The following is a 25,356-nucleotide window of genomic DNA, read 5'->3' as shown; positions in this document are numbered from 1 at the left end:
CCTTGGGGGGTCTGTGGGAATGTGCTCTAAACTACGCCTTTTGAGCGCAAGTCTTGCAAGCGATGAAACTCTGGTTAAGCCAGCACACACAAGCTGTGCGTCTGACACTGCATGTCCAGCCCGGCGCCAAGAAAACCGAGTGTGCCGGCGAACATGGTGATGCACTGAAAATACGCCTGAACGCACCACCGGTCGATGGCAAAGCCAATAGCGCACTTATCGCCTGGCTAGCCAAACAACTGGATTGCCCCAAACGCAATATCACATTATTAAGCGGTGAAAAAAGCCGCCATAAGATTATCGAAATCAGCACCAGCCTGACGCCGGACGAGGTGCTGATGGCGCTGGGTTATTTGTGCAAGTGACGGTCGCGATCCACAGTCTCGTCTACCCGCGTGTATTCGCCTTCGATTGCGCCATCGGAAGGAGCGGCACCATCCGGCATGCGCACCTTGGGCCCCGGGCCGGAGAGTGGCAACAGCAGGATGATAGCCAGCACATCGCTAATCACGCCCGGGATCAGAAACAGCACCCCTGCCAGCAGGTAACGAACCGGCCACAGCAGCGAATAAACTGAAACATTACCCTTCTGGTTGAACAAGGCGCCCAAGGTCAGCAATGTACCGATGCGCTGGTTGCGCAGCATGGCGATGCCGATCAGGGCACTGCACAACACCCAGAATAAAACAAAACCGCCACCCAGCTTGTCGGCCATATAAACCAGAGACGCAATTTCCACAAACGGGTAAGCAAGAATAATCAATAAAATAGCGCGCATGAAATGGAAGCACCGATGAAAATACTGTTTGTCGTCTGCAATACGCCGAATGAGGCGATTGCCATGAATATAGCCCGTGCCGTTGTGGGCGAAAAACTGGCCGCCTGCGCCAATGTGCTGCCACCTTGCCGTTCGGTCTACCGCTGGCAGGGCCAGATGGAAGAGGCAGAGGAAGTGCCCCTATTGATCAAGACCACGGCCGCCGCTTACGCACAACTGGAAAGCCGGCTGGTCGAACTGCACCCGTACGAGGTACCGGAAATCATTGCCCTGCCGCTGGAAACCGGCCTTGCCGCCTATCTTACATGGGTTACAGAGCAAACACTTTCAAGCCCCTGAAACTCCATTACATCATTGGATAGGCAAAAGGGGCAACGGTTCCGGCAGATGAATGAGAATGCCAAAAGCCTGATTCGTCCGAAAGCGGTTGACTGGACGGCGCGCTGTCGGTATAGTCTCGTTCTCTCTTGTGAGGCATTGGCGCAAGCCGGTAAATCATAAAAGAAACCCTGGTTTTATCGGGGGTCGTTAGCTCAGTTGGTAGAGCAGCGGACTTTTAATCCGTTTGTCGCAGGTTCGAATCCCGCACGACCCACCAAAAAATCAGACCCCGGCGTTTATTGGGGGTCGTTAGCTCAGTTGGTAGAGCAGCGGACTTTTAATCCGTTTGTCGCAGGTTCGAATCCCGCACGCCCCACCAAAAAATCAGACCCCGGCGTTTATTGGGGGTCGTTAGCTCAGTTGGTAGAGCAGCGGACTTTTACTCCGTTTGTCGCAGGTTCGAATCCCGCACGACGCACCAAAAAATCAGACCCCGGCGTTTATTGGGGGTCGTTAGCTCAGTTGGTAGAGCAGCGGACTTTTACTCCGTTTGTCGCAGGTTCGAATCCCGCACGACCCACCAAAAACCCAAGCTTGTCTTGGGGTCGTTAGCTCAGTTGGTAGAGCAGCGGACTTTTAATCCGTTTGTCGCAGGTTCGAAGCCCGCACGACCCACCAAAAACCCAAGCTTGTCTTGGGGTCGTTAGCTCAGTTGGGAGAGCAGCGGACTTTTAATCCGTTTGTCGCAGGTTCGAAGCCCGCACGACCCACCAAAAACCCAAGCTTGTCTTGGGGTCGTTAGCTCAGTTGGGAGAGCAGCGGACTTTTAATCCGTTTGTCGCAGGTTCGAATCCCGCACGACCCACCAGAATTTCAGACTGCAAGCCTGATGATTCGGCTCGCAGTCTTTATTACATCTACTATTGATGTAACCCGGTTTGCCGGGTCGTTAGCTCAGTTGGTAGAGCAGCGGACTTTTAATCCGTTTGTCGCAGGTTCGAATCCCGCACGACCCACCAGTACACGCCGCTACCGCGGCAGAAAAATCCCCTGACGGCTCATACTGTCAGGGGATTTTTCATATTCATTCCAGCTGGCTGCCCGCCCCCACTGTCTGCGATAATCAGCCTAAATAATCAGGACGGGATCCATCATGCGCCAGAAATTACTCGCCTTACTGCTCGCAGGCTTTGCCACAACGTGCTTTGCCGGCGTCAATGAAAACCTGCTGTCCGCACAAATGGCCTACCAGAGCGCCGATGGCAATCTGAAGAACAGCCAGTTGCGCATGCAAGCCAGCAAGAGCAAGCACACACTGGCCGAACAACGTCTGGCCGACGCGCAAAATGCACTCGCCGACGCCAGCGCCGAACTAGCCAGCGCCCAAAGCACGCTCACGGCGGCAGAAGAGGCCATGAGCCATGCCACCAGCCAGTTGCAGCAAGCCTGGCAAAACAAGGAAGCCGCCCAGTAAGGCCGGCTTCCCTGCCGCATCAGGCGTCGACGCCGTAGCTGGCGCGATAGGCCTTGACCGCCTCCAGATAGCGGGCGAGTTCGTCGCTGCCTTCGATAAAGGTCATCAGATCGCCCAGGTTGGCGATGGCGACAACCGGCAAGCCATACTGCTGTTCGACTTCCTGCACTGCAGACAAAACGCCGGTGCCGCGCTCCATGCGGTCCAGAGCAATGGCCACACCGGCAGGCTCGGCCCCCGCGGCACGGATCATGGAGATGGACTCGCGCACCGAAGTGCCGGCCGTGATCACGTCGTCGATGATCAGCACCTTGCCCTTGAGCGGCGCGCCAACCAGCACGCCGCCTTCGCCATGGTCCTTGGCTTCTTTGCGGTTATAGGCAAATGGCACATTGCGCCCTTTTTCCGCCAGTGCCATCGAGGTCGCCGCTGCCAGGATAATGCCCTTGTAGGCCGGGCCGAACAGCATGTCGAACTCGATACCGCTAGCCTGGATCGCATCGGCGTAAAAACGCGACAGTGCCAGCGTGCTGGCACCATCATTGAACAGGCCGGCATTAAAGAAATAAGGCGACTTGCGGCCGGCTTTGGTGGTGAACTCACCAAACTTCAGCACCTGGCCTTCGAGTGCAAAACGAATAAAATCCTGTCGAAAATCGCTCATAACCCACCCCTCAAACTGGACACAGCCTTGTACGGCCAAAAAATTTGCCGGCAAGGATAACACGGGAGAACCGCTTGCTTCGAATCGTTTCCGCCAACCTTAACGGCATCCGCTCGGCGGATAAAAAAGGCTTTTTCGACTGGATGGCCAAGCTGGAAGCCGACTTTGTCTGCGTACAGGAGCTCAAGGCTCAAGCCGCCGATTTGTCGGCACGCATGCAAGCCACCGACGGCATGCAGGGCTATTTCCACTACGCGGAGAAAAAGGGCTATAGCGGCGTCGGCATCTATACCCGGCACACACCCGATGCCGTTATCGAGGGCCTAGGCATAGACTGGATAGACCGCGAAGGCCGCTATCTGCAACTGGACTTCGGCCAGCTCTCGGTGATCTCGCTCTACTTGCCGTCCGGCTCCAGCTCGGACGAGCGCCAGCAGGTTAAATTCGACTTCCTCGCCGTGTTCCTGCCCCACCTGGAAAGCCTGTACGCCAGCGGCCGCGATGTGGTGATTTGTGGCGACTGGAATATCGCCCACAACGAGATCGACCTGAAAAACTGGAAAGGCAATCTGAAGAATTCCGGCTTCCTGCCCGAAGAGCGCGCATGGATAGGCGATCTGTTCCAGCGGGTAGGCTGGGCCGATGTATGGCGCACACTGTATCCACAGGCGCCCGGCTATAGCTGGTGGAGCAACCGCGGCCAAGCCTACGCCAAAGATGTGGGCTGGCGCATCGACTACCAGATTGCCACCCCGGCACTGATGGCTTGCGCCCAAAATGGTCACGTCTATAAGGACGAGAAATTTTCCGATCACGCGCCGCTGATCATCGACTACGACTATCCGACATGATGAGCTTTATCGAAGACGACGACGTTTATCTCGTCACCGTCCCAGGCTGGGGCGGCTCGGGCGAGCGCCACTGGCAGACATACTGGGAAAAAAGCTACCCGCTTGCCTGGCGCGCCGAAATGCCTGACTGGCTGCAGCCCGAACGCGAATCTTGGCTGGCGGCGCTCACCACCACCCTTGCCAGCTGCCCGGGGCAGGTGGTGATGGCCGCGCATAGCCTGGGTTGCCACAATGCCGTCGCCTGGCTGCTATCGCGCTCGCTGGCCGAACGCCGTCAGCTCAAAGGCCTGCTGCTGGTTGCCCCGCCAGCGCTACCGATTGCCCCGGCGATCGCAAGTGCCGCCGGCGTACTGCCAGCCGACGCACAGCTGCCGGCATTTACCGGCTTTGCGGCGCCCTGGCTGCAAACCCTGCCCTGCCCCGCCATTCTTGTGGCCAGCCGTAGCGACCCGTTCTGCCCCTACGACAGCGCCGCCATGATGGCGCAGGCGTGGGGTGCGCAACTGATCGATGCTGGCGACAGTGGCCATCTGGGGGATACGGCAGGACTGGGCGCGTGGCAAGCAGGACAGAAACTATTGCAGCAACTGATGCTGGGCTAGGCGCCGCCCGCTAATCCCCGTCTTCGCCCCAGCATAGCGGCGCTGCACTGTTATAGAGGTAGCCCCAGTCGCGCGGCAGCGTATTGTTATTGCCCTTGGACACCAGCATCTGGTGGATATCAAGATCGCCGCCGCGAAAGGCGGCCGAACTGCCGCGCAGATACATCGTCCACATACGTGCAAAGCGCTCGTCGAACATGGACACCACCTCGCTGCATACCGCTTGATAACGCGCCAGCCAGCACTGCAAGGTGCGCGCATAGTGCAGGCGCAGGCTTTCCATATGCACAAGCTTGAAGCTATGCGCCGGTAATGCCGCTACCAGCGTTTCCGGTGCAGGAATATGGCCGCCGGGGAAGATGTATTTTTCTATCCATGGATTGGTTTCACGCGATTCGGGCCCGGTAATGGTATGCAGCAACATCAGACCGCCACCCTGCAGCATACTGGATGTGCGGGCAAAAAAATCATCGTGGTGTCCCTGCCCGACATGCTCGAACATACCAACGCTGACGATGCGGTCAAACTGTTCGCGCCGGCCATCCAGATCAAGATAATCCATCAGCCGGATTTCGACCCGATCCGAGAGGCCGGCACGGGCGATGCGCTCGCGCGCCCCTTCATGCTGCTCGGCCGACAGGGTAATGCCCAGCACCCGGGCACCACGCTGTGCCGCAGCCAGCGCCATCCCGCCCCAGCCGCAGCCTATATCCAGCACACGCATGCCGGGGCGAATGGCCAGCTTGTCCAGACTCAAGGCGATCTTGTTACGCTGCGCCTGCTCCAGCGTGTCGTCAGGGTGACGAAAATAGGCACAGGAATAGGTCCAGCTCTCGTCCAGCCACAGGCGGTAAAAATCGTTACCCAGATCATAATGGCGACGCACATTGTTTTGCTGGCGTTCGCGCCGCGCCTGCAGGCGCTCGCCTATCCAGCCCAGCGCCCGGGTGGCACCGCGCCGGAACAGCGTGTTCTCACTAGCCACCATGGTTCCCAGCAGCGCATCCCACGAGCCTTCTATCTCGAGCACGCCATCCATATAACACTCGCCCAGATACACCACCGGGTCCTCCAGGCGGGCCGGTGGCGGGCGGGTAAAGTTCAGGACAAAAGCACTTTTCCCCTGCGCACCATAGCTGGCAATTTCACCATCCCAGTAATGCACGGCAAACGGTGCACCACGCAAACCGGCAAATAATTGCCGTAGAACCTGCTTGATCATATGGCCTCCCGGCATCTCGCCCAACACAGCACCGACCTTATGGATTTAGCGTGTGTTGCGCGATAGCGCCAGTCGGCACCGTCAGAGACTTAGCCGCCCGCACTCACCGGGCGCGCAGGATCGCTACACCATTCGCTCCAGGAGCCGGGATAAAGCCGGCTGCCAACGAGGCCGGCATGCTCCATCGCCAGCAGATTGACGCAGGCGGTGACCCCGCTACCGCACTGGTGTACCACCTCGCCCGCCGGGCGCCCGCCAAGCAAGGCCTGCCATTCTGCGGCCAGTTCCGCCACCGGCTTGAAGCAGCCGTCCGCGCCCAGATTGGCCTGAAAGAAACGGTTAAGCGCGGCGGGAATATGGCCGCCCACCGGGTCCAGTGTCTCGCCTTCGCCGCGAAAGCGCTCGGGACTGCGCGCATCGACTACGGCAAAAACAGGTGCCGCCAGATTGGCCAGCACGGCAGCGGCGTCCACCACTTGCGTCAAGGCAGGGGATGGCAGGAACGAGCACGGTGTCGCCGGCGGCAGGGCGCGAGTGAGCACGCCACCGACACGCAGCCAGGCAGCCACGCCGCCATCGAGTACGGCCACCGCGCGATGCCCCAGCATGCGCAGCAAAAACCACGCGCGCGCGGCGAACATGCCGCCGGCGTCATCGTAAACGACGACTTGGGTATCTGCCCCTATGCCCATCAAACCCAGTTTTTGCGCAAGCAGATGGCTATCCGGCAGCGGGTGGCGGCCATTGCGCCCGCTTTTGCTGCCGGACAGGTCGGTGTCGAGATGCAGATAGTGTGCGCCGGGCAAATGCCCGGCCAGATAGGCGCGCTCGCCATAAGCGGGATCGCCCAGCTGGAAACGGCAATCGAGCACGACGGTGGAGTCAGCAGGCAGGGCGGCCAGATCGCTGGCCGAAATCAAGGTGGTATACATAGCAGGCTTTCGCTTTGAACATCGGCCTAGGCTACGGCCATGCCATGTGATTGACAAGCGTCAGGTCAGCAGGATCAGGCCCCAGACGACAGCCAGGTTGCACAGCCCGAGAAACTGGGCGGCACTGCCCATATCCTTGGCGCGCTTGGCGAGGGGGTGGCGCTCGAGCGAGGTGTGATCCACCGCCGCCTCGATCGCCGAATTGAACAGCTCGATAATCAGTGTCGCCAGCGTGGCGGCAATCAGCAGCACCCGCTCGACCGTGCTCACCTCCAGCAGGCAGGCGGTTGGCACCAGCACCAGCGCCAGCAGGGTCAGCTGGCGAAACGCATCTTCATGCACGAAGGCGGCCTTGAAGCCGGCCATCGAGTAGCCGAAGGCATTAAACAGGCGGCGCAAGCCGGTCTTGCCCTTGTACGGGCTGGTTTCCAGGGATTTCATGCTTATTCCAGCAAGGTGATCTGTTGCGGCTTGGCAAGCCAGTGTATGCGTTGATTCAGCGCAGGACTGATCCACACCTGCCCTGCGCCATCGATCAGCAGGATATCACGAACCCCCATGCGTCTGGCGTAGTGCGTGGCCGATGCAGGACCTGCCAGGTACAAGGGTTTGCTCGCTACATCAGACAGCAGCCCGGCATCCTTGCCCGCCGGCGCGATGACCGTGGCCGCCTGCAGATGGCAATCGGTATTGCCGTCGCGCGGGTCGACCAGATGGCAGTGGCGCTTGCCGTTCAATTCGAAATAGCGCTGATAGTCGCCCGAGGTGCCGATGGCTTCGCCGTCCCGCAGTTCGACCATGGCCAGCGCTTCGTTCTTGCGCGGGTGGCGGATGCCGACACGCCAGGGCTGACCATCGGTTTTTGCACCCAGCGCCATCACATTGCCGCCGATATTGATCAGCGCCGAGTGCACGCCTGACGCTTTCAGGCTGGCATAAGCCCTGTCCAGCGCCCAGCCCTTGGCCGCACCGCCCAGATCCAGCGCCACGACAGGATTATTGCTCGTGAGCTGCAAGCCGGAAAACACCAGATCAGACAGCGCAGGCCTCGCTTGCACCAGCGCACGCAGGCGCACAGGATCAGGAGAAACCGGCGCATAGCGGTCGGCGTGAAAGCCCCACAATGCAACCAGGCGACCGATGGCTGGCGAAAACAGGCCATCGGATGCCGCCTCCAGCTGCTGCGAGCGCTGTAGCAAAGCCTTGAGATCCGGCGCCACCGGCGCCGCTTTGCCGGACGCAAATGCGGCATTGAGCGCCGTCACTTCGCTGCCGGCTTGCCAGGCATGCAGCCTGCCATTCAGCGCATCCAGATCGGCCAGCACTTTGGCCGTCGCCTGCTGCGCCTCTGCTTCAGGCAGACCCGCGACGCTGATCTCGACCCGGGTGCCGAACACATAGCTTTCCTGCCGGTAAGGTGCGGCCTCGCGGCTGCACGCCGCCAGCATCAGCAACAGCGGCAGCAGAACGCGCCTCATGCCGTCCCGACGGCGCGCTCCAGCGCGTCGATAAACAGGCCGGCCACATTCAGCCCGGTCTGGTCCATGATTTCGCGGAAACAGGTCGGGCTGGTGACATTGACTTCGGTCAGATAGCTGCCGATCACATCCAGGCCGGCCAGCAAGATACCGCGGCGCTTAAGCTCGGGCGCAACGGCGGCGGCAATTTCGCGGTCGCGTGCCGATAATGGCCGTGCCTCGCCGCGGCCGCCGGCGGCCAGATTGCCGCGCGTCTCGCCGCCTTGCGGAATACGCGCCAGCGCGTAATCGACCGGCACGCCGTCGATGACCAGAATGCGCTTGTCGCCATCGCGAATCTCGGGAATATAGCGCTGCGCCATCACCGTGCGTGCGCCCTCATGGGTGATGCTTTCCAGAATCACATTCAGGTTGGGATCGTCCGGCGTCACGCGGAAGATGCTGCTGCCGCCCATGCCGTCCAGCGGCTTGAGGATGGCATCCTGCTGCAGGCGCACAAAAGCCTTTAGCCGTGCCATATCGCAGCTGACCAGGGTCGGTGCGATCAGCTCGGGGAAATTCAGGATGGCCAGCTTCTCGTTGAAGTCGCGCAGCGCCTGCCCGCTATTGAAAACCTTCACCCCCTCTTTTTCCGCCAGCGAAAACAGCTGGGTGGTATAGAGATACTCTAGGTCAAACGGCGGGTCCTTGCGCATCACCACCGCATTGAAAGCCGCCAGCGGCTGGCGCAGCTTATTGTCACAACGGTACCAGTCAGCCTTGTCTCCCGTAAGCGTGAGATTGCAGGCATCGACCAGCAAGCGCCCGCCTTCCAGCGAAATATCGCCGGGCTCGGCAAAAGACAAGGCATGGCCACGGCTGGCCGCCTCTTCCATCATGGCAAAGGTGGAATCCTTGTAGATCTTGAAGCTCTCGAGCGGGTCGGCAATAAACAGGATGCGCATAGCAATGCTCCGCAAAGTCGGATGAAAAAAGCCGGCGACATGTCACCGGCTATCGGGCAAATGCCGGAATCAGGCGTCAGGATCGGTCGCTTCCAGCTCCAGCGCGGACGCAAGCAAAGCCAGACGGGCAATCACGCCATAGGCGTAGAAACGGTTGGGCGGACAATCCGGCTCACCGGCCTTGTCCGGCAGGCATGGACACTCGAACGACAAGGGCACAAAGTGCATACCCGGCGCATTGAGGTTTTCGTCTATGCCACGCCCGGTATGCACGCGGTAAAAGCCGCCGATCACATAGCGGTCCATCATGTAGATTACCGGCTCGGCCACCGCCTCGTTAATGCTTTCGAAGGTGTACACGCCTTCCTGCACGATGACTTCCGAGACTTCCAGTCCCTCTTTCACCACCGACATCTTGTTGCGCGCCTTGCGGTTCAGGCCGACCACCTCTTCTGCGCTCTTCACCGACATGATGCCCATGCCGTAGGTGCCGGCATCGGCCTTGACGATCACAAAAGGGTCTTGCGTGATGCCGTATTCGGCATACTTGACGCGGATCTTGGCCAGCATCTCGTCCACGGTGCGCGCCAGCTCTTCCTCGCCCTGACGCGAATGGAAGTCCAGATTCGAACACTGGGCAAAATAAGGGTTGATCAGCCACGGATCGATGGACAAAAGCCTGGAAAAATCCTGGCACACCTGATCATAAGCGCGGAAGTGATGGGTCTTGCGCCGTACCGCCCAGCCGGCATGCAAAGGCGGCAACAGGGCCTGTTCCAGATTCTGCAACAGCGCGGGAATGCCGGCAGACAGATCATTATTGAGCAATACCACGCACGGATCGAAACCATCGGCCAGACGCAGACGATTACCCTGGCGCACGAGAGGCTCCAGCAGCAGCTTGTCGCCGTTGGCTGCCACAAGCTCGGTCGGCTCGGTGATCTCCGGGTTCAGGCTACCCAGACGCACCTTAAGCCCGGCCTGGCCGAAGATATGCGCCAGCGTCGCCACATTCTGCAGGTAAAAGGTATTGCGGGTATGGTTTTCCGGGATCAGCAGCAGGCTGCGCGCTTCCGGGCAGACTTTGTCGACCGCGCTTTGTGCGGCCTGCACGGCCAGCGGCAGGAATTCCGGATTCAGATTATTGAAGCCGCCGGGAAACAGATTCATATCGACCGGCGCCAGCTTGAAGCCGCTGTTGCGCAAGTCCACCGAGCCGTAAAACGGCGTGTCGTGATGCTGCCACTGGCTGCGGAACCAGTGCTCGATCTGCGGCTGGGCCGCGATGATGCGGCTTTCGAGTTCGAGCAAAGGTCCTTTGAGCGCGGTAGTCAAATGCGGTACGGGCATGGCGTCCCCAATAATCAATCAAATGTAATTAACTGAGAATGGGGACAGCCGCCCCAGATTCAAGCAGCAAGGGTACTCAAGCGGCGGGAGCTGGCAGCGGCAAGTCTTCGTTGTAATTGCGCCGATACAGCGCCCCCAGGCTCTGCCAGTCGAAGAAATGGTTTTGCGGGCCGTTATGCGTCACCTTGATCGCACCGATCACATTAGCCAGACGCCCGGTGACCTTCCAGTCCAGACCGCGGCTGATGCCGTACAGCAGGCCGGCGCGGAAGGCATCGCCACAGCCCATCGGGTCGACCGGCGGCGCATCCATCTGCACGCGCGGAATCAGGTGCACGGTGTCGCCGACATAGATTTCGGCCCCCTTGGAGCCACGGGTCACGATCAGCGCCTTGACTTGCGAGCGCAGCATATCCAGCGTCAGCCCGGCACGCTCGCGGATCAGTTCGCTTTCGTAGTCGTTAATCGCCACATAGCTGGCCTTAGCGACGATTTGACGGATCTCGTCGGCCGACAACAGCGGCAGTTCCTGACCCGGATCGAAAATAAAGGGAATACCGGCATCGTGCAATTCCTGCGAATGCTGCAGGAAGGCGGCACGACCGCCAGGCGACAGAATGGCGATATCGACTGCATCAGGCACGTCGGAGATATGGTTGGTATCGCCGAAGTTCATCGCGCCGGGGTGGAATGCCATCAACTGGTTGCCGTCGCGATCGGCAATGCCAAAGCACTGCGGGGTATACTGGCCGCGGATGACCTTGACGAAACGTTCGTCGACACCGAAATTCTTCAGATGCTGGCGGTAAGGGGCAAAATCCTCGCCCACCGTGCCCATCAGGATAGGCTTCTCGCCCAACATGGCGAGGCTGTAAGCGATATTGCCGGCCGGGCCGCCAAACTCGCGGCGCATGGTGGGCGCGAGAAAGGTGGTCGAGATCTTGTGCAACTGATCGGGCAGGATCTGGCTGTCGAAACGGTCTTCGAACGAAAACAGGGTATCGTAGGCGATCGCCCCGCAGACAAGGATGGCCATGCTCACTCCAGAGCAAACGTAATCGCGGATTTTAACACGGAACAATTCCCGCCATCAGCGCAGCTGGGGTGGCAAGAGATAAGACTTACAGCAAGATATACACTATGAATGCAAAAAAAACCCGATTATTCCTACTTGCAATCCTGATGTCGTTTTCCGTCACCACGCAGGCGCAGGCAGCCAGCACCGATCTGGATCAGGCGCGCTTTAGCACCCTGTCCGGACAGAGCCAGAATCTGGCGCAGTGGCGCGGCAAAGTGGTGGTGGTCAATTTCTGGGCAACCTGGTGTGGTCCCTGCCGCGAAGAAATGCCGATGCTGGATGCGCTACGCAGCCAGTGGCGCGGACGCAAAGCCGAAGTGGTCGGTATCGCGCTGGATCAGCCGGTGCAAGTGCAAAACTTTATACGCTCCTTGCGCATAAGCTACCCGGTCTTGCTGGGCGATGCCGACACGCTCACCCTGATGCGCAGCCTGGGCAATAAAACCGGCGGCCTGCCCTTTACTGTCGTACTGGATCGCCAGGGCAAGATCGTGGCCCGCCTGACCGGCAAGCTGACCGAACAGAACCTGCGCCAGGCCGTCGAGCCGCATTTGTAAGGCCCAACGCCCCGACGAAAGAGACCCATGGCCCAAGCTTATTTCATTACCGGTACCGATACCGACTGCGGCAAGACCCACAGCACCGTCAAACTGATCCATCAGCTGCAAGCCCAAGGCCAGCGGGCACTGGCGATGAAGCCGGTCGCCTCGGGCTGCCAGCGCCTGGCTGACGGCACGCTGGTCAACGACGATGTCGAGCGCCTGTGCGCGGCCAGCGGCCAGCATGACCGGGCACTCATGTCGCCCTACCGCTTCGAGCCGGCCATCTCGCCGCATCTGGCCGCAGCAGAGGCCGGCATCGAAATCTCGCTTGAGCACATCCTGCAGCATTACCGGCAACTGGCAGTAGACGCCGATGTGGTACTGGTTGAAGGCGCCGGCGGCTGGTTTGCCCCGCTGGGGGACACCCTCTCCATTCAGGAGCTGGCGCAGGCACTGGCGCTGCCGGTGATTCTGGTGGTGGGCATGAAGCTGGGCTGCATCAACCATGCACGCTTAAGCGCACAAGCCATCCAGGCTTCAGGCTGCAAGCTGGCCGGCTGGATCGCCAACCGCGTGGTGGCGGACCAGCCACGCTACGCCGAAAATCTCGCTACCCTCAGGCAACTCCTGCCGGCACCACTACTGCTCGAATTGCCATGGGAAGGCTGAGCCCTTGCCTATTTTTTGCAAAGACACACCATGACCCGCAATAAGGAATGGCTACAGCGCAGCCGCGCCGCCGTCTGGCATCCGTGTACGCAGATGAAGCGCCACGAAACCCTGCCCATCGTGCCGATTGCCCGTGGCGACGGCGCCTATCTTGTCGATTTTGACGGCCAGCGCTATCTCGATGGTGTGTCGTCGTGGTGGGTCAATCTGTTCGGCCATAACGAAGCGCGCATCAAGGCCGCCATCAGATGCCAGCTGGACGAACTCGACCATGTGATGCTGGCCGGCTTTACCCACCGCCCGGTGGTGGAGCTGTCCGAACGCCTGTCGGCACTGACCGGCCTCGGTCACGCGTTTTACGCCTCGGATGGCGCCAGCGCCACCGAGATCGCCCTCAAGATGAGCTTTCATTACTGGAAGAATCAGGGGCAGGATAAAAAACAGCGCTTCGTCAGCCTGGAAAACAGCTATCACGGCGAAACCGTGGGTGCGCTGGCCGTCACCGATGTGCCGCTGTTTTCCGCCACCTATGCGCCCTTGGTCAAAAACGGCTGGCGCGTGCCCTCACCCGATACACGCGGCGCACGCTCTGGCGAATCGGCACGCGATGTCGCGCTGCGCGCCGCTACCAGTCTGGAAAACCTGCTGACCAAACATCATGGTGAAATCGCCGCGCTGATTGTCGAGCCGCTGGTGCAGGGCGCCGCCGGCATGGCCATGTATGACGCAGCCTACCTCACCCGCGCGCGCGCACTATGCGACGAGTACCAGATCCACCTGATTGCCGACGAGATTGCCGTCGGTTTCGGCCGCACCGGCACGCTATTCGCCTGCGAACAGGCCGGCATCCGCCCCGATTTCCTCTGCCTGTCCAAGGGCATCACCGGCGGCACCCTGCCGCTGTCGTGCGTGTTAAGCAGCGATGAAATCTATCAGGCCTTCTACCACGACGATGTGACGCGCGGCTTTTTGCATTCACATAGCTATACCGGCAATGCGCTGGCCTGCAGCGCGGCGCTGGCGGTGCTGGATATTTTCGAACAGGACGATGTGCTGGCACGCAACCGCGAACAGGCGCTGCGCTTTGATGCGCTGCTTGCGCCCTTGCAGCAACACCCGCGTGTACGCCATTGGCGCCGCTGCGGCATGATCTGGGCTTTCGAGGTGGATAGCACGCGCTCCGATTTTGCCCAGGCCTTTTTTGCCGCCATGCTCAAGCTGGGCTGCTTGCTACGTCCGATAGGCAAGACCGTGTACTTTATGCCGCCGTATGTGGTGAGCGAAGAAGACATGACGCTGCTGCGCGATGCGACGCTGGCAACGCTGGAACTGCTGGAACACGACGCCGGTGTCAGCGCAGCGGAAACCGCGCTGCCCTGACGCAAAAAAGCGCCGGCCTCCCCGAGCGGGACGCAGGCGCTTTATTTGATCAAGCAATCAGATTGCAGCGGCCAGACGGCTCCCCTGATCGATGGCGCGCTTGGCATCCAGCTCGGCGGCCACATCGGCGCCGCCAATCAGATGAACGGTCTTGCCGGCTGCCTGCAGCGGCGCTACCAGTTCGCGCAGCGGGTCCTGACCGGCGCAGATGATGACGTTATCTACCGGCAGGGTCTGGGTTTCGCCCTTGATGGTGACGGTCAGGCCGGCATCGCTGATGCCCTCGTACGTGACGCCGGACACCATATTGACCCGCTTCATCTTCAGGCTCTCGCGGTGGATCCAGCCGGTGGTTTTGCCCAGACCTTCACCCACCTTGCTGTTCTTTCTTTGCAACAGCCACACTTCACGCGCGCTTGCCGGTGCATGCATGCCCTTGGCCGACAAGCCGCCGGCACTCTCACCCTGGGTATCCACACCCCATTCGTCCATAAAGGCTGCCACATCAAGCGATGTCGACTCGCCGTCCTGGGTCAGGAATTCGGCGGTATCAAAACCGATGCCGCCGGCACCGATAATCGCCACCTTGCGCCCGACCGGCTTGCCATGTTTAAGCACGTCCAGATAGCTGAGCACCTTGGGGTGATCGATGCCGGGGATAGCCGGCAGGCGCGGGGCGATGCCGGTGGCCAGCACCACTTCATCGAAGCCGGCCAGATCGTCGGCGGCAACCCGCTGACCCAGCGCCAGCTTGACGCCGGTCAGCTCGATCTGTTTCGCGAAGTAGCGCAGCGTCTCGTAAAACTCTTCCTTGCCCGGGATCTGCTTGGCCACATTGAACTGGCCGCCGATCTCGTTTGCCGCATCGAACAGGGTCACGTCGTGGCCGCGTTCGGCAGCGACGGTGGCAAAGGCAAGGCCGGCAGGTCCCGCACCGACTACCGCCAGCTTCTTCGCGCTGTCGGTCTTGGCGTAGTTAAGTTCTGTCTCGCGGCAGGCACGCGGGTTGACCAGACAGCTGGTGAGCTTGCCCTGGAAGATATGGTCAAGACAGGCCTGGTTGCAGCCGATGCAGGTGTTGATCTCGTCGGCGCGACCCTCGGCGGCCTTGTTGACGAACTCCGGGTCGGCGAGGAAAGGACGCGCCATTGACACCATATCGGCCTGGCCGCTGGCAAGCACCGCTTCCGCCACGTCCGGCGTGTTGATGCGGTTGGTCGCGATCAGCGGGATCTTCACCTTGCCCATCAGGCGGCGGGTCACCCAGGCAAAACCGGCGCGCGGCACCATGGTGGCGATGGTCGGCACCCGAGCCTCGTGCCAACCGATGCCGGTATTGATAATGGTGGCACCGGCCGCCTCGACCGCCAGCGCCAGCTGCTCGACTTCGTCCGGGGTGCTGCCATCATTCACCAGATCCAGCATCGACAGGCGGTAGATGATAATGAAGTCGGGGCCGACCGCCGCGCGCACTGCCTTGACGATTTCAATCGGGAAACGGATACGGTTCTCGTAGCTGCCGCCCCAGCCGTCGCTGCGCTTGTTGGTATTGCGCGCGATGAACTGGTTGATCAGATAGCCTTCCGAGCCCATCACCTCGACGCCGTCGTAACCGGCAACACGCGCCAGGCGCGCACACTCGGCGAAGTCGGCGATGGTGCGCAGAATGTCGTCCTCGTTCATTTCGCGCGGCCGGTAGAAATTGATCGGTGCGCAGATTGGCGACGCCGACACCAGGTTTTCCTGGAAGCTGTAGCGGCCGGTATGCAGGATCTGCATTGCGATCTTGCCGCCGGCCTCATGCACCGCGTCGGTGATGATGCGGTGGTGGGGCACTTCGGACATATCGTTGAGGATGGATGCCCCCTCGGCCACGCGCCCCTCGTCGTTCGGACCGACACCGCCGGTCACGATCAGGCCAACCCCGCCCCGCGCACGCTCGGCGTAGAAAGCCGCCATTTTCTCGAAGCCGTTGGGCGCATCTTCCAGACCGGTGTGCATGGAGCCCATCAGTACGCGGTTTTTCAGCGTGGTAAAGCCCAGATCCAGCGGTTCGAGCAGGTGCGGGTAGGCGGTCATGACAGCTTCCTCGTAAACGTAAGGTGTGGATTTTTATGGATGTAAGCCTGCCGCCGACGATACTTACTCCCTAGTAAGTTGTCAACGCAAATGCATAAACAGCCTTGGCAAGATATGATGGCACTGGCGCTAAACGCCGGATAAAAACCACATCAAGGAACGCTTTATATGTGCCAATCACAGCCCGGCTACAGCAGCCGACGCGACTTTATCAAACTGGCGGCGCTGGGTGCCGGCGCCGTGATGCTGGGCAGCTTTTTGCCCCGGACCGCGTTCGCATCGGGTCAGGCGGATGCCCTGCTGCTGTCGTGCATGGACTACCGTCTGGTCGATGATACCGAGCGCTTTATGGCAGGCAAGGGGCTGAAGGACAAGTACGACCATGTGATCCTGGCCGGCGCTTCGCTGGGGGCGCTGACCGGCAAATTTCCGGCGTGGAATACCGCATTCTGGGAACACCTTGGTGTCGCCATCAAGCTGCACCAGGTGCACAAGGTCGTGTTGCTCGATCACCGCGACTGCGGCGCCTACAAGGTGGTGAAGGGAGAGGATTTCGGCAAGATGCCGGAGAAAGAAACCGAGGTGCACGCCGAAACACTGATGGCACTGCGCAACAGCATTATCAAACAGCACCCGGCGCTAGAGGTGGAGTGCTATCTGATGGCACTGGATGGCAGCGTCGAGCACATCATTCCGGCCTGAATAAGCCCGCCGTAGAAAAGGTGATGTTCCAGTTGTAAGTTTGTGACTTGATTTCGGGTTTTGTGTCCGCTGCGCGAACATATTTGAGCTTGCTGCTTCCGCGCGGCAAACGGGGTTGGGCTGCTGGCGCATAAGCGTCGCTCATCGCGGACAGCGAGCGCCAACTTGTGTGGGGCATAGCCTCAGAAAAGCCCCGGCCGCATCACGCCGACGTCACCGACATACAACACCAGACCATAATCCGGGGCATAGCATGCGGCGACATGGGTGGCGATGGCATCGGCCACCTCCGCATCGCAAATCACCTCGACGCGGATATTGCGGTCGAAGCTCCATGCCGCCCGCTTCACGCCATAATGGCCGCCGCCGCGCGCATCGATCACGGTGTAGCCTTGCGCGCCCAGACGCTGGATGTCTCGCGTCAATGGCGCTTCCAGCACGGCTTCACACACAATGGTCAGCAGCTTTTTAGGGTGGTAATCCATCTTATGCGCCCCAGAAATAGCACGTCACAGCCCAGTAAAGCGGGATGCCGGCGAGCAGGTTAAACGGAAAGGTCAGGCCCAGACTGGCCGCCAGCGAGAGTGCCGGATTGGCCTCGGGCACCGCGATACGCATGGCCGCTGGCGCGGCAATATAACTGGACGACGCTGCCAGCACCGCCAAGAGGAAAGCTCCGCCGGCAGACAACCCCAACAATGAAGCGACCCCCAGTCCCAGCAGCGAAAACAGCAAGGGCACCAGCAGAGCAAAGGCCCCGATAAACAGACCCGAACGGCGCAACTCGCCCAGACGGCTGGCGGTAATCAGGCCCATTTCCAGCAAGAACAGCGACAACACCGGCTTGAACAGGTCGAAATACAAGGGCGACAGGCTCTTGATGCCGCTCTCGCCCGCAATCCAGCCGATAAGCAGGCCACCGGCAAGCAAGACCACACTCTTGCCCAGCAGCACCTCATGCGCCAGTCGCCCCCAGGCCACCCGCTGTCCGCCACCGACGCGCGCCAGCATCACCCCGACAATCAGCGCCGGCATCTCCATCACCGCGAGAAACAGCGTCAGCTGCGGCTCGTAAGCGATGCCCTGACGCGCCAGAAAGCTGGTGCCCACGGCAAAAGTCACCACGCTGACCGAGCCGTAATGCGCCGCGATCGACGCCGCATCGGCACGGGCCAGCTTGAAGCGCAGCAAGGCAAACGCCAGGATGGTGAGCGCCACACCCAGCGCCACCACGGCGCCGACCTGCAGGACAATCACAGGAGAAGCCAGCTTGGCCAGCGCCACCCCGCCCTTCAGGCCAATGGCAATCAGCAGGAAAACAGATAGCGACTCATAGAGCGCGGCAGGCAGTTTGAGGTCGGAGCGGGCCAGCCCCGCCCCCAAACCCAGAAGGAAAAACAGTACGACAGGATCCAGCGGCATCTGACATGTCCCGGAGAGAAGCAAAGGCCGTCATGATAAAGCAATGTCCGGCGCCGCCAAACCCCGACCGCATTGGGGACTTAAGCGCGCTTAACCTGCCAGACGTGTCAGTGCCTCGCGGTACTTGGCTGCGGTCTTCTCGCGCACCTCAAGCGGTACGGCAGGCGCGGCCGACACTTTGTCCCAGCCGGACGCTTCCAGCCAGTCGCGCACAAACTGCTTGTCGAACGATGGCGGGCTCATGCCTTCGGCGTAGCTGTCGGCCGGCCAGAAACGGCTGGAGTCCGGCGTCAGCGCCTCGTCCATCAGCACCAGCGTACCGTTCTCGTCCAGACCGAACTCGAACTTGGTGTCGCAGATAATGATGCCGCGCGTCGCCGCATATTCGGCGGCCGTTTTGTAGAGGAGAATGGCAGTGTCGCGCACCTTTTCGGCCAGCTCCTGGCCGATGAGGCCTACGCACTGATCGAAGCTGATGTTCTCGTCGTGGTCGCCCACAGCCGCCTTGGTCGAAGGCGTAAAAATGGGCTCTGGCAACTTGCCCGCCTCTTTCAGCCCGGCCGGCAGGGTAATGCCGCATACCGCGCCGGTCTTCTGGTAATCCTTCCAGCCGCCACCGGCGATATAGCCGCGCACCACCGCCTCGATCGGAATGGTCTTGAGTTTTTTCGCCACCACGGCACGGCCTTCTACCTGCGGCAAATCCTCGGCCGACACCATGTCTTCCGGCTTGTCGCCGGTCAGATGGTTGGGCACCACGTCTTTCAGTTTGTCGAACCAGAAGTTGGAGATCGCGGTCAGGATCTGGCCTTTGGCCGGAATCGGATCATCCAGAATCACATCGAACGCCGACAGGCGGTCGGTGGCAATCATCAGGATGCGCTTGTCGTCGATTTCGTACAGGTCGCGCACCTTGCCGGAGTAGATTTTTTTCAGGCTATTGAGATGGGTGGTGGTGATGCCGGTCATGAATTTTTCCAGATAAAGAAAAGGCGAAGCCTTATGGCTTTGCCTGATAAATCAGAGTGTGTCTTTCAGCGCCTCGGCCTGCTCCAGCGCCGCGTCGGCCGTCGCCGCCATCACGTTGAAATGGCCCATCTTGCGGCCCTTGCGCGCTTCTTGCTTGCCGTACAGATAAAGCTGCGCGTTCGGCGCCTCGGCCAGCACATCCCACTTGGGCGCGCGGCCATCCTCGCCCCACACATCGCCCAACAGGTTGACCATAACGACCGGGGTCATCAGTTCGGTCGAACCCGGCAACAGGCCGCATAGCGCGCGCACTTGCTGCTGGAACTGGTCGGTGACACAGGCGGTCAGCGTGTAGTGGCCGGAATTGTGCGGACGCGGCGCGATCTCGTTGACCACCAGCGTGTCGTCGCCCAGCACAAAGAATTCGACGGCCAGCACGCCAACGTAATCCAGCTCGTCAGCCAGACGCTGCGCCATCGTTTGCGCGGATGCCGCCAAGCCGGCAGCAATGCGCGCCGGCACGATGGATACATCGAGAATGCCGCCCTCGTGGCGGTTTTCCGCCAGCGGGAATACCGCCATCTGGCTGGCGCTGGTGCGGGTAACGATGGCCGACACCTCAAGCTTGAGGTCAAGCATCTTCTCCAGCACGCAAGCGACGCCCAGGTCGGCGAAGGCGGCACGCGCCTCGGCCGGCGTCTTCACCCGCTGCTGGCCCTTGCCGTCGTAGCCCAGACGCGCGGTCTTGAGAATGCCCGGCAAATACGCTGCCAGCGCGTCATCGGAAACAGCCGCCAGTGCCGCCGCCGACTCCAGCGCCAGATAGGGCGCAGTCGGCAGACCGGCTTTGGCTATCCATGCCTTCTCGGCGATACGGTCCTGCGCAATCGCCACACAGTCGCCCGATGGCGACACGCGCGTGGTTTTCGCCAGCATACGCATCGCGTCGGCGTCGACGTTTTCAAATTCGGTAGTCACCGCCGCGCAAGTCCCGGCCAGAGTTTGCAGTGCGGTAGCGTCGCCATACGGTGCGCACAGATGCACATCGGCAAAAGCGGCGGCAGGGGAATGCGGATCAGGCTCCAGCACGGTGACGCGGTAACCCATGGTCTTGGCCGCAATGGTAAACATGCGCCCCAGCTGGCCACCGCCGATAATGCCCAGCATCGCCGGCGGCAGGATGGCGGCCATTATTCGACCTCCGGCAGCGTCATCGCCAGCACGGTTTCTTCCTGCTTGCGGCGGAAAGCCTTGAGCTGCTCGGCCAGCTCCGGATGGGTAGTCGCCAGTTGGGCGATGGCAAACAGCGCGGCATTGGCGGCGCCCGCCTCGCCGATGGCGAAGGTCGCCACCGGAATACCCTTGGGCATCTGCACGATGGACAACAGCGAATCTTCACCGCGCAGGTATTTGGATGGCACCGGCACACCCAGCACCGGCACATGGGTCTTGGCGGCCAGCATGCCCGGCAGGTGCGCCGCACCGCCGGCACCGGCAATAATGGCCTTCAGGCCACGCGCCTCGGCCTGTTCGGCATAACTGAACAACAGATCGGGCGTACGGTGGGCGGAGACCACGCGCGTCTCGAATGCGACCCCGAATTCCTTGAGTACGCGAGCGGCGTTCTGCATCACGTCCCAATCACTATTACTACCCATTACGATGCCGACTTCGATCATGGCGCTTTATGCCCGTGCAAAGAGGAAGTGGGCAATTTTACCTGATCAGGGATACAGGCCGGAACACTTTATTATTTCGACATGAAGGAACAAGACAGGGAGCAGGGATCGGAAACTCGGGATCCGCGCGGGTATTGCCACGCAGTAAACGCACCCGTTACCTGATCCCGAATTCCCGACCCCGAGTCCCGCGCTTCACATCGTCGTCAGTTGCTGCTTGGCCTTGGCGGCGGCGTCCGAGTTCGGGTAGAGCTTGATCAGCTTTTTCAGCGTGATACGCGCCTGGTCCACCTGCTCCAGTTCGCGCTGGGCATTGGCCACATTGCGCAGCGCATCCGGCGCTCTGGGGTGGCGCGGGTTTTCATCGGCGAAGCGGCGCTGGATGTCGATGGCCGCATCGTATTGGCGCAAGGCGGTATGGGCGACACCGCGCCAGTAGGTGGCATCCAGCGCCTGCGGTGCATTGGGATTGCTGTCGGCAAAGGCTTTCAGTGCGACCACGGCCTGGGCAAAGTCGCGTTTGCGTAATGGCGACAGCGCCTGATCGAAAGCCTGCTGGACCGCGTCGACACTTTCCGCCGGCGCTGCGGCATTGCTGCTTGCCGGCTCGGCACTGCGCCCGCCTTCGAAGCGGCCCAGACGCTGGTCGATATCGGCATACAGATCGTTCTGGCGTTTTTCCAGCACGCCGATCTTGTACTGCAGCATCTCGTTGTCGCCGCGCAGTTTGGCGACCTCGGCCTGCATGCCGTCCACCCGGCTGACCATTTCCAGCAGGCGCTCGTTACTGATGCGCGACTCGATCTGGGAGAGGCGTGCGGTGGCCTGGCGGTTGACCTGATCCAGCTGGGCGCGGGTCTGCTCCAGATCCGAGGTACTGGCGCATGCGCCCAGCAGCAATGAACAGGACAGCAGGGTCATACGGCTTGCAAACATGGTTTCTCCGGCTAAAACGGGGCCGGCTTCTGCCGGCTCATCAATCGGGTTTTGCCTCAGGATACACGACTTCTACCGCCGCCTTGCCCTCAGGGCGGGCCCCCAGGCTATCACGCTGCCACTGCGCGGATGCGACACCTGCCTGCCCCAGGGCGGCGGTGGCGGCATCGAGGCGCTGGCCGATTTCGGCACTTGTGCCCGCACCATGGGCGCGCAGCAATACCTGCACCTTGGGGTGATGCTTCAGGCAATCGGCGTGCGCTTGCAGCTTGACGCGTTCGGCATCGGTAAACGGATAGTAAATCATGCGTAACGGCGCACCCGGGCAATACTGCGGCGCGCTAAACGCCAGCACCGGCCCCGGCCCCATCAGCGCCAGATTCGGCCGGGGAGGCACAGGTTCCAGCTCCTCATGGCCAGAGGGCGCGGTGGTACAGCCTAAAAGCAAGGCGGTAAAGCCTGCAGACAGCAAGATATGGCTAGACATGGCGTGCTCCTGTGGATAAAACCCCGCCAACAGCGGACGGGGTTTTATCCAGCATAGGCAAAGGCAGCCAACAACACCGCCTGAGCCCGGCACTCAGCCCTTATTGGCCGTAAGACACATCGGCGCGACGGTTTTCGGCATAGTCAGCCGGGCTCGAGCCTTCGGCACGCGGTTTTTCCTTGCCATAGCTGACGGCTTCGAGCTGGGCATCTTTCACGCCCAGTACTTCCAGCGACTGCTTCACGCTTTCGGCGCGGCGCTGGCCCAGACCCAGGTTGTACTCGCGGCTGCCGCGGGCATCGGTATTACCCTGAATCTGCACTTTTTGCTGGGTGTTCTGCTTGAGGAATTCGGCGTGGGCGGCCACCTTGGCTTGCTGGTCAGCCTTGACGGCATTGGAGTCGAAGTCGAAGTAGATGCTTTCACCGGCCAGACGGGCACGCTCGGCCTGCATGCGGGCCTGGGCGGCAGCCTGCGCCGCAGCCTGGGCATCAACCACCGGTGCAACAGGCGCAACCACAACCGGCTGGGCCGGCTCGGCCACAACAGCCGCCGGCGGCTGGGTGCTGGAGCAGGCGGCAAACAGGGATACCACGGCAGAAGCCATCAAGACACGTTTGAACATGAAACTCTCCTGAATGTGAGGAAAAACAAAACACCCCTCACGGGTTGAATGGGCCCCAAGCGGGATCCTGAACTTCTCCGTCTATCACGCCGAGCCGCACCTTGCTGGTGCCGTCGGGCGAGCTGGCCCACAGCACGCTACGCCCGCCCTGCTCGCTGGCAAACAGCACCATGCGGCCATTGGGCGCAAAGCTGGGCGACTCGCCAAAACTCTCGTCGCTGACTACGCGCGCGTCGCCCGTGGCCAGATCCTGCACCACCACGCGGAAGCGTCCGCCGTCACGGCGCATATAGGTGACGGACTTGCCATCCGGCGCAAAGCGCGGCGACACATTGTATGCACCCTGCCAGCTGATGCGCTTCGCCGCGCCGCCAGCAACCGGCTGCAGATAGATCTGCGGGCCGCCGGCGCGGTCCGAGGTAAAGACGATCTGGCTGCCATCGGGGCTGAAATCGGGCTCGGTATCAATGGCGTCGCTCTGAGTCAGGCGGCGCGGCGCACCCCCTGCCACATCCAGCAGATAAATCTGCGAATTGCCGCTGGAGGTCAGCACCACCGCCAGACGGCTGCCATCCGGGCTCCACGCCGGTGCCGAGTTGCTGCCCTTGAAATTGGCCAGCATGCGGCGCTGGCCCGAGGCCAGATCCTGCACCCACACCACCGGCTTCTGGGTTTCAAACGAGACATAAGCCAGCTTGCGCCCATCCGGGCTCCACGCCGGCGAAATGATCGGCTCTTTCGAGCGCAGGATGGTACGCGCCTGCTGGCCGGCCACATCGGCTACCTGCAGCTGGTAGCTATGGCGGCCATTTTTCAGCACATAGGCGATGCGGCTATTGAAGAAGCTCTTTTCGCCAAACAGCGCCTGATAGACCTGGTCGGCGATCTGGTGGCCGACTTCACGCAAGGCGGCAGGCGGCACATCAAATTCGCCCTGCGCCAGCGTCTTTTTCGGCGCGAGCTGTTCCAGATAAAACGTCACCCGGCTGTTGCCGCCCTCGCTCGGGCTCACGCTGCCGGCCAGCACCGCATTGGCACTAAGCGCGCGCCAAGTCGCGACATTGACCGCGTTAGGCGTAGCGACGGTCATGGCCGGGTTGGGCGGATTGATGATATTGACCAGACCGGTCAACGCCAGATCCTGCTTCACCACAGTCGTCACCACCTGGCCACCCGCTTCACCGGCCAAGGCCGGCACCGCCAGCGGATAACGGTTGGCGCCGCCGCCGACGATATCCACCGTCAGCTCGGCCTGTGCCAGCGCCGGAGCCAGACACGCCAGCAGGGTCAGGGTCAGTCGTATGCGCTTTATCATCGTTTTATCCTTCAATCATGCGGGCGGAACTTCAGCGTGTATTCGCGAAAATCGGCAAAACGGGCACCGGCAGGCAAAGGCGGGAAGGTACGTGCCTGCCACACCGCATCCTGTACCGCGCGGTCGTAGGCGGCGTTACCGCTGGATTTCACCAGCGACACGGCGCGGACTTCCAGCGTCGGCAGCAGGCTGACCTTAAGCACGGCCTCGGGATTGCCGCTCATGCCGGGCGGCACCATCACATAAGGACGGATACGCCCGCGCACCTTGTCCAGATAGCCCGCATCCGCGCCCGCCCGGCCCTGGGCCGAGCCACCGACGATGCCGCTCTTGCCGCCTTTTTGCGTCACGCTGCCCTGACCGCTACCGGCCGGACCGCCCAAATCGCCAAGAAAATCATCGGCCACATTGCCATGTTTGGCAGCCGGTTTGGCCGCGGGAGCAGGCTTGGCGGGCGGCTTGTTAGCCTGCGGCTGCGGCTTGGGTTCAGGCTTGGGTTCAGGCTTGGGTTCAGGCTTGGCCGGCACCGGCTTGGCGGGTTCAGGCTTAGGCTTGTCTTTGGCAGCCGCCAGCTTCACCTCGGCATCAAACGACGGCGTCGGTGCTGGTGGCGTGACAACTTTGGCAGGTGTCACCGGTGCAGGCGGCGCAAGCTTGGGCACGACAGGCGGTGCCACACTTGGCGCCTTGCCGCTGCCGCCGCCGGCCCATAGCTCCACCGACAAGGGCACTTCAGCCGGCACTACCGCATCCGGCGCCATACGCAGCAAAAGCGCCGCCAGCACCCCCACATGCAGCAGAACGGACAGCCCCAAGCCGCGGCTGCGCCAGCCCTTATTCATGTCATGCATCACGCG

29 protein-coding genes and 8 tRNA genes are annotated in these 25,356 nt (G+C 61.2%); 17 read left to right on the top strand and 20 right to left on the bottom strand.

Annotation, left to right across the window (positions count from 1 at the left end):
* Positions 1-62: 62 nt before the first annotated feature.
* Positions 63-365 (top strand): DUF167 domain-containing protein, encoded by a 303-nt coding sequence (locus GQF02_RS06175; RefSeq protein ID WP_124736206.1) that lies wholly within the window; start codon positions 63-65, stop codon positions 363-365.
* Here the strand turns inward: GQF02_RS06175 and GQF02_RS06170 are convergent.
* Positions 350-778, bottom strand: coding sequence for an FxsA family protein (locus GQF02_RS06170; protein ID WP_124736207.1), 429 nt, complete (start codon positions 776-778; stop codon positions 350-352). The two genes, GQF02_RS06175 and GQF02_RS06170, sit on opposite strands and share 16 nt — an antisense overlap.
* Before the next feature lie 15 nt (positions 779-793).
* Here GQF02_RS06170 and cutA point away from each other — a divergent pair, with 15 nt between their 5' ends.
* The 10 genes from cutA (at position 794) to GQF02_RS06120 (ending at position 2,573) form a co-directional block, all read left to right on the top strand.
* The gene (gene cutA, locus GQF02_RS06165; RefSeq protein ID WP_124736208.1) at positions 794-1,117 is read left to right on the top strand and encodes a divalent-cation tolerance protein CutA; all 324 of its coding nucleotides are present in this window, start codon (positions 794-796) and stop codon (positions 1,115-1,117) included.
* Between the two features lie 183 nt (positions 1,118-1,300).
* Positions 1,301-1,376, top strand: a tRNA-Lys gene (locus tag GQF02_RS06160).
* Positions 1,377-1,402: 26 nt separating this feature from the next.
* Positions 1,403-1,478 (top strand) — tRNA-Lys (locus GQF02_RS06155).
* Between the two features lie 26 nt (positions 1,479-1,504).
* Positions 1,505-1,580 (top strand) — tRNA-Lys (locus GQF02_RS06150).
* A gap of 26 nt (positions 1,581-1,606) precedes the next feature.
* A tRNA-Lys gene (locus GQF02_RS06145) sits at positions 1,607-1,682 on the top strand.
* A gap of 19 nt (positions 1,683-1,701) precedes the next feature.
* Positions 1,702-1,777 (top strand) — tRNA-Lys (locus tag GQF02_RS06140).
* 19 nt (positions 1,778-1,796) lie between these two features.
* Positions 1,797-1,872 (top strand) — tRNA-Lys (locus tag GQF02_RS06135).
* 19 nt (positions 1,873-1,891) lie between these two features.
* Positions 1,892-1,967 (top strand) — tRNA-Lys (locus tag GQF02_RS06130).
* A 75-nt stretch (positions 1,968-2,042) separates the two neighbouring features.
* Positions 2,043-2,118: transfer RNA gene (locus GQF02_RS06125), tRNA-Lys, on the top strand.
* Positions 2,119-2,252: 134 nt separating this feature from the next.
* On the top strand, positions 2,253-2,573 hold the full coding sequence (locus GQF02_RS06120) for an efflux RND transporter periplasmic adaptor subunit (protein WP_160795654.1): 321 nt from the start codon (positions 2,253-2,255) through the stop codon (positions 2,571-2,573).
* Between the two features lie 19 nt (positions 2,574-2,592).
* Here the strand turns inward: GQF02_RS06120 and pyrE are convergent, their stop codons facing one another.
* Positions 2,593-3,237, bottom strand: a complete 645-nt coding sequence (gene pyrE / locus GQF02_RS06115) for an orotate phosphoribosyltransferase (RefSeq protein ID WP_124736210.1) — start codon at positions 3,235-3,237, stop codon at positions 2,593-2,595.
* Between the two features lie 74 nt (positions 3,238-3,311).
* Here pyrE and GQF02_RS06110 point away from each other — a divergent pair, with 74 nt between their 5' ends.
* A complete protein-coding gene (locus tag GQF02_RS06110; protein ID WP_160795652.1) occupies positions 3,312-4,088 on the top strand; it encodes an exodeoxyribonuclease III in 777 nt (258 codons plus the stop codon).
* The gene (locus GQF02_RS06105; RefSeq protein WP_235930071.1) at positions 4,085-4,690 is read left to right on the top strand and encodes an RBBP9/YdeN family alpha/beta hydrolase; all 606 of its coding nucleotides are present in this window, start codon (positions 4,085-4,087) and stop codon (positions 4,688-4,690) included. The genes GQF02_RS06110 and GQF02_RS06105 overlap by 4 nt, the downstream gene beginning before the upstream one ends.
* Positions 4,691-4,700: 10 nt before the next feature.
* On the opposite strand, the gene GQF02_RS06100 is transcribed toward GQF02_RS06105, so the two are convergent.
* The 7 genes from GQF02_RS06100 to GQF02_RS06070 all read right to left on the bottom strand — a co-directional run bounded on the left by GQF02_RS06100 (position 4,701) and on the right by GQF02_RS06070 (position 11,652).
* Positions 4,701-5,912: an SAM-dependent methyltransferase gene (locus GQF02_RS06100; RefSeq protein WP_160795650.1), complete on the bottom strand. Its 1,212-nt coding sequence runs from the start codon at positions 5,910-5,912 to the stop codon at positions 4,701-4,703.
* An 89-nt stretch (positions 5,913-6,001) separates the two neighbouring features.
* Positions 6,002-6,844: a sulfurtransferase gene (locus tag GQF02_RS06095; RefSeq protein ID WP_160795648.1), complete on the bottom strand. Its 843-nt coding sequence runs from the start codon at positions 6,842-6,844 to the stop codon at positions 6,002-6,004.
* Positions 6,845-6,904: 60 nt separating this feature from the next.
* Positions 6,905-7,285, bottom strand: a complete 381-nt coding sequence (locus GQF02_RS06090) for a diacylglycerol kinase (protein WP_160795646.1) — start codon at positions 7,283-7,285, stop codon at positions 6,905-6,907.
* A 2-nt stretch (positions 7,286-7,287) separates the two neighbouring features.
* The gene (locus GQF02_RS06085) at positions 7,288-8,322 is read right to left on the bottom strand and encodes an FAD:protein FMN transferase (RefSeq protein ID WP_160795644.1); all 1,035 of its coding nucleotides are present in this window, start codon (positions 8,320-8,322) and stop codon (positions 7,288-7,290) included.
* A complete protein-coding gene (gshB, locus tag GQF02_RS06080; RefSeq protein WP_124736216.1) occupies positions 8,319-9,266 on the bottom strand; it encodes a glutathione synthase in 948 nt (315 codons plus the stop codon). Before gshB ends, GQF02_RS06085 begins: the two co-directional genes overlap by 4 nt.
* Before the next feature lie 69 nt (positions 9,267-9,335).
* Entirely contained in the window at positions 9,336-10,616 is a 1,281-nt protein-coding gene (gene gshA / locus GQF02_RS06075; RefSeq protein ID WP_160795642.1) for a glutamate--cysteine ligase, read from the bottom strand.
* A gap of 76 nt (positions 10,617-10,692) precedes the next feature.
* On the bottom strand, positions 10,693-11,652 hold the full coding sequence (locus GQF02_RS06070) for a carbohydrate kinase family protein (protein WP_160795640.1): 960 nt from the start codon (positions 11,650-11,652) through the stop codon (positions 10,693-10,695).
* A 146-nt stretch (positions 11,653-11,798) separates the two neighbouring features.
* Here GQF02_RS06070 and GQF02_RS06065 point away from each other — a divergent pair, with 146 nt between their 5' ends.
* Genes GQF02_RS06065 through GQF02_RS06055 form a run of 3 tightly spaced genes read left to right on the top strand, consistent with a single transcriptional unit; the run spans position 11,799 to position 14,285 of the window.
* Positions 11,799-12,251 carry a TlpA family protein disulfide reductase gene (locus GQF02_RS06065; protein WP_235930070.1) on the top strand — a complete coding sequence of 151 codons (453 nt, stop codon included), beginning with the start codon at positions 11,799-11,801 and terminating at the stop codon, positions 12,249-12,251.
* A 27-nt stretch (positions 12,252-12,278) separates the two neighbouring features.
* Positions 12,279-12,905: a dethiobiotin synthase gene (bioD, locus tag GQF02_RS06060; protein WP_160795636.1), complete on the top strand. Its 627-nt coding sequence runs from the start codon at positions 12,279-12,281 to the stop codon at positions 12,903-12,905.
* A gap of 30 nt (positions 12,906-12,935) precedes the next feature.
* Entirely contained in the window at positions 12,936-14,285 is a 1,350-nt protein-coding gene (locus GQF02_RS06055) for an adenosylmethionine--8-amino-7-oxononanoate transaminase (RefSeq protein WP_160795634.1), read from the top strand.
* Positions 14,286-14,342: 57 nt separating this feature from the next.
* Here GQF02_RS06055 and GQF02_RS06050 read toward each other — a convergent pair whose 3' ends face one another.
* Positions 14,343-16,364 (bottom strand): NADPH-dependent 2,4-dienoyl-CoA reductase, encoded by a 2,022-nt coding sequence (locus GQF02_RS06050; RefSeq protein ID WP_160795632.1) that lies wholly within the window; start codon positions 16,362-16,364, stop codon positions 14,343-14,345.
* 168 nt (positions 16,365-16,532) lie between these two features.
* Here GQF02_RS06050 and GQF02_RS06045 point away from each other — a divergent pair, with 168 nt between their 5' ends.
* Positions 16,533-17,066 (top strand): carbonic anhydrase, encoded by a 534-nt coding sequence (locus tag GQF02_RS06045; protein ID WP_160795630.1) that lies wholly within the window; start codon positions 16,533-16,535, stop codon positions 17,064-17,066.
* A 182-nt stretch (positions 17,067-17,248) separates the two neighbouring features.
* Here GQF02_RS06045 and GQF02_RS06040 read toward each other — a convergent pair whose 3' ends face one another.
* The 10 genes from GQF02_RS06040 to GQF02_RS05995 form a co-directional block, all read right to left on the bottom strand.
* Positions 17,249-17,551, bottom strand: a complete 303-nt coding sequence (locus tag GQF02_RS06040; protein WP_160795628.1) for a P-II family nitrogen regulator — start codon at positions 17,549-17,551, stop codon at positions 17,249-17,251.
* Between the two features lies 1 nt (position 17,552).
* Positions 17,553-18,488 carry a sodium-dependent bicarbonate transport family permease gene (locus tag GQF02_RS06035; protein ID WP_160795626.1) on the bottom strand — a complete coding sequence of 312 codons (936 nt, stop codon included), beginning with the start codon at positions 18,486-18,488 and terminating at the stop codon, positions 17,553-17,555.
* A 90-nt stretch (positions 18,489-18,578) separates the two neighbouring features.
* Positions 18,579-19,457 carry a phosphoribosylaminoimidazolesuccinocarboxamide synthase gene (locus tag GQF02_RS06030; RefSeq protein WP_124736226.1) on the bottom strand — a complete coding sequence of 293 codons (879 nt, stop codon included), beginning with the start codon at positions 19,455-19,457 and terminating at the stop codon, positions 18,579-18,581.
* A gap of 51 nt (positions 19,458-19,508) precedes the next feature.
* Positions 19,509-20,648: a 5-(carboxyamino)imidazole ribonucleotide synthase gene (locus GQF02_RS06025; RefSeq protein WP_160795624.1), complete on the bottom strand. Its 1,140-nt coding sequence runs from the start codon at positions 20,646-20,648 to the stop codon at positions 19,509-19,511.
* Positions 20,648-21,136 (bottom strand): 5-(carboxyamino)imidazole ribonucleotide mutase, encoded by a 489-nt coding sequence (gene purE, locus GQF02_RS06020; RefSeq protein ID WP_160795622.1) that lies wholly within the window; start codon positions 21,134-21,136, stop codon positions 20,648-20,650. Before purE ends, GQF02_RS06025 begins: the two co-directional genes overlap by 1 nt.
* A gap of 195 nt (positions 21,137-21,331) precedes the next feature.
* A complete protein-coding gene (ybgF, locus tag GQF02_RS06015) occupies positions 21,332-22,072 on the bottom strand; it encodes a tol-pal system protein YbgF (protein WP_160795620.1) in 741 nt (246 codons plus the stop codon).
* Between the two features lie 40 nt (positions 22,073-22,112).
* The gene (locus GQF02_RS06010) at positions 22,113-22,559 is read right to left on the bottom strand and encodes a hypothetical protein (RefSeq protein WP_160795618.1); all 447 of its coding nucleotides are present in this window, start codon (positions 22,557-22,559) and stop codon (positions 22,113-22,115) included.
* Positions 22,560-22,659: 100 nt separating this feature from the next.
* Entirely contained in the window at positions 22,660-23,184 is a 525-nt protein-coding gene (pal, locus tag GQF02_RS06005; RefSeq protein WP_160795616.1) for a peptidoglycan-associated lipoprotein Pal, read from the bottom strand.
* 37 nt (positions 23,185-23,221) lie between these two features.
* On the bottom strand, positions 23,222-24,499 hold the full coding sequence (gene tolB, locus GQF02_RS06000) for a Tol-Pal system beta propeller repeat protein TolB (protein WP_124736232.1): 1,278 nt from the start codon (positions 24,497-24,499) through the stop codon (positions 23,222-23,224).
* Between the two features lie 11 nt (positions 24,500-24,510).
* On the bottom strand, positions 24,511-25,350 hold the full coding sequence (locus tag GQF02_RS05995; RefSeq protein WP_160795614.1) for a TonB family protein: 840 nt from the start codon (positions 25,348-25,350) through the stop codon (positions 24,511-24,513).
* Positions 25,351-25,356 lie beyond the last annotated feature (6 nt).

Source organism: Craterilacuibacter sinensis (assembly GCF_009831765.1).
In the GTDB taxonomy this organism is placed as follows: Bacteria; Pseudomonadota; Gammaproteobacteria; order Burkholderiales; family Chromobacteriaceae; genus Craterilacuibacter; species Craterilacuibacter sinensis.
This window is presented reverse-complemented; position numbering and strand designations above follow the sequence as displayed.

Coding starts and splice junctions, on each gene's coding strand:
- GQF02_RS06175 (WP_124736206.1), top strand. CDS start 63: ATGAAACTCTGGTTAAGCCAGCACACACAAGCTGTGCGTCTGACACTG.
- GQF02_RS06170 (WP_124736207.1), bottom strand. CDS start 778: ATGCGCGCTATTTTATTGATTATTCTTGCTTACCCGTTTGTGGAAATT.
- cutA (WP_124736208.1), top strand. CDS start 794: ATGAAAATACTGTTTGTCGTCTGCAATACGCCGAATGAGGCGATTGCC.
- GQF02_RS06120 (WP_160795654.1), top strand. CDS start 2,253: ATGCGCCAGAAATTACTCGCCTTACTGCTCGCAGGCTTTGCCACAACG.
- pyrE (WP_124736210.1), bottom strand. CDS start 3,237: ATGAGCGATTTTCGACAGGATTTTATTCGTTTTGCACTCGAAGGCCAG.
- GQF02_RS06105 (WP_235930071.1), top strand. CDS start 4,085: ATGATGAGCTTTATCGAAGACGACGACGTTTATCTCGTCACCGTCCCA.
- GQF02_RS06100 (WP_160795650.1), bottom strand. CDS start 5,912: ATGATCAAGCAGGTTCTACGGCAATTATTTGCCGGTTTGCGTGGTGCA.
- GQF02_RS06095 (WP_160795648.1), bottom strand. CDS start 6,844: ATGTATACCACCTTGATTTCGGCCAGCGATCTGGCCGCCCTGCCTGCT.
- GQF02_RS06090 (WP_160795646.1), bottom strand. CDS start 7,285: ATGAAATCCCTGGAAACCAGCCCGTACAAGGGCAAGACCGGCTTGCGC.
- GQF02_RS06085 (WP_160795644.1), bottom strand. CDS start 8,322: ATGAGGCGCGTTCTGCTGCCGCTGTTGCTGATGCTGGCGGCGTGCAGC.
- gshB (WP_124736216.1), bottom strand. CDS start 9,266: ATGCGCATCCTGTTTATTGCCGACCCGCTCGAGAGCTTCAAGATCTAC.
- gshA (WP_160795642.1), bottom strand. CDS start 10,616: ATGCCCGTACCGCATTTGACTACCGCGCTCAAAGGACCTTTGCTCGAA.
- GQF02_RS06070 (WP_160795640.1), bottom strand. CDS start 11,652: ATGGCCATCCTTGTCTGCGGGGCGATCGCCTACGATACCCTGTTTTCG.
- GQF02_RS06065 (WP_235930070.1), top strand. CDS start 11,799: ATGTCGTTTTCCGTCACCACGCAGGCGCAGGCAGCCAGCACCGATCTG.
- bioD (WP_160795636.1), top strand. CDS start 12,279: ATGGCCCAAGCTTATTTCATTACCGGTACCGATACCGACTGCGGCAAG.
- GQF02_RS06055 (WP_160795634.1), top strand. CDS start 12,936: ATGACCCGCAATAAGGAATGGCTACAGCGCAGCCGCGCCGCCGTCTGG.
- GQF02_RS06050 (WP_160795632.1), bottom strand. CDS start 16,364: ATGACCGCCTACCCGCACCTGCTCGAACCGCTGGATCTGGGCTTTACC.
- GQF02_RS06045 (WP_160795630.1), top strand. CDS start 16,533: ATGTGCCAATCACAGCCCGGCTACAGCAGCCGACGCGACTTTATCAAA.
- GQF02_RS06040 (WP_160795628.1), bottom strand. CDS start 17,551: ATGGATTACCACCCTAAAAAGCTGCTGACCATTGTGTGTGAAGCCGTG.
- GQF02_RS06035 (WP_160795626.1), bottom strand. CDS start 18,488: ATGCCGCTGGATCCTGTCGTACTGTTTTTCCTTCTGGGTTTGGGGGCG.
- GQF02_RS06030 (WP_124736226.1), bottom strand. CDS start 19,457: ATGACCGGCATCACCACCACCCATCTCAATAGCCTGAAAAAAATCTAC.
- GQF02_RS06025 (WP_160795624.1), bottom strand. CDS start 20,648: ATGGCCGCCATCCTGCCGCCGGCGATGCTGGGCATTATCGGCGGTGGC.
- purE (WP_160795622.1), bottom strand. CDS start 21,136: ATGATCGAAGTCGGCATCGTAATGGGTAGTAATAGTGATTGGGACGTG.
- ybgF (WP_160795620.1), bottom strand. CDS start 22,072: ATGTTTGCAAGCCGTATGACCCTGCTGTCCTGTTCATTGCTGCTGGGC.
- GQF02_RS06010 (WP_160795618.1), bottom strand. CDS start 22,559: ATGTCTAGCCATATCTTGCTGTCTGCAGGCTTTACCGCCTTGCTTTTA.
- pal (WP_160795616.1), bottom strand. CDS start 23,184: ATGTTCAAACGTGTCTTGATGGCTTCTGCCGTGGTATCCCTGTTTGCC.
- tolB (WP_124736232.1), bottom strand. CDS start 24,499: ATGATAAAGCGCATACGACTGACCCTGACCCTGCTGGCGTGTCTGGCT.
- GQF02_RS05995 (WP_160795614.1), bottom strand. CDS start 25,350: ATGCATGACATGAATAAGGGCTGGCGCAGCCGCGGCTTGGGGCTGTCC.